Consider the following 1,239-nt stretch of genomic DNA (forward strand, 5'->3'; position numbering starts at 1 on the left):
CCCTATGCCTATGAGCTCGCGCTGCCCGGCGAAAGCGACCATGATTTCGGCATCCGCGCGGCCAAGGCCGTCGAGGACGCGATCCTCGAAGCCGGCGCAGACAAGGTCGCGGCTTTCATCGGCGAGCCGGTGATGGGCGCGGGCGGCGTAAAAATCCCGCCGATGAGCTATTGGCCCGAGGTGCAGCGCATCTGCCGCAAATACGACGTGCTGCTGATGCTCGACGAGGTGATCACCGGCTATGGCCGCACCGGCGAATGGTTCGCGGCGCAGACCTTCGACGTCGAGCCCGACACAATCACCACCGCCAAGGCGCTGACCTCCGGCTACCAGCCGCTGTCGGCGCTGCTGGTCAGTGACCGCATTGCCTCGACCCTGGTCGAGAAGGGCGGCGAGTTCTATCACGGCTACACCTATTCCGGTCATCCGGTCGCCTGCGCGGTGGCGTTGAAGAACCTTGAGATCATCGAGCGGGAGGGCCTCGTCGAACGGGTCAGGACCGACACCGGTCCCTATTTCGCGCAGGCGCTGCAGGAGCGTATCGCCGGCCATAATCTGGTCGGCGAGGTGCGCTCGATCGGCCTGATGGGGGCAATCGAGATCGTCAAGGACAAGGCGACCAAGGAACGCTACCTGCCGTCGGGCAGCGCTGCCGTGGTCGTGCGCGACCACGCGATTTCGCAAGGCATGATGCTGCGCGCCACCGGGGACACGATGATTCTTTCGCCGCCGCTGATCTGGACGCGCGACACGATCGACATGGCCTGCGAGCGTATCGCCAGGGCGCTCGACCTTGCCGAGGCGGATCTGCGGAAGCGCTGACGAAACCACAGCCTGGCGTCATCATGATGACGCCCGGCTGTTCCCTGCCGCCGATCATGCTCTAAAACCCGTCAGGCAACTGTGCCGGGAGGAAATCATGGCCGTGCAACCGCTCAACCAGTCTGCCCAGATCCCGCCAGAGCTCGACCGCTGGAACTGGGGCGCATTCCTGCTCAACTGGATCTGGGGTATCGGCAACAACACCTTCATCGCGCTGCTGGCGCTGATCCCTCTCGTCAACATCGTCATGATCTTCGTGCTGGGCGCGCGCGGCAGCCGCTGGGCCTGGCGGAACGGGACTTGGCGCGATGCCGAGCACTTCCGCAGGACGCAGCGCAACTGGGCGATTGCCGGCCTTGTCGTCTGGGTGGTCGGCATCGGCGGCTGCGCGGCGACGGTCGGCAGCGTTCCCTATAT

The 1,239-nt window shown here is 65.1% G+C and carries 1 protein-coding gene and 1 pseudogene; both read left to right on the plus strand.

Features of this window, described 5'->3' with window-relative positions; translation table 11 throughout:
• A partial coding sequence (locus EOA29_RS36915) for an aminotransferase class III-fold pyridoxal phosphate-dependent enzyme (RefSeq protein WP_127222423.1) occupies positions 1–822 on the plus strand: 822 nt, incomplete at its 5' end.
• 97 nt (positions 823–919) lie between these two features.
• Positions 920–1,239: pseudogene (locus EOA29_RS36920) on the plus strand (hypothetical protein); the annotation flags it as partial.

The organism is Mesorhizobium sp. M1E.F.Ca.ET.063.01.1.1 (assembly GCF_003998155.1).
Taxonomy (GTDB): Bacteria; Pseudomonadota; Alphaproteobacteria; order Rhizobiales; family Rhizobiaceae; genus Mesorhizobium.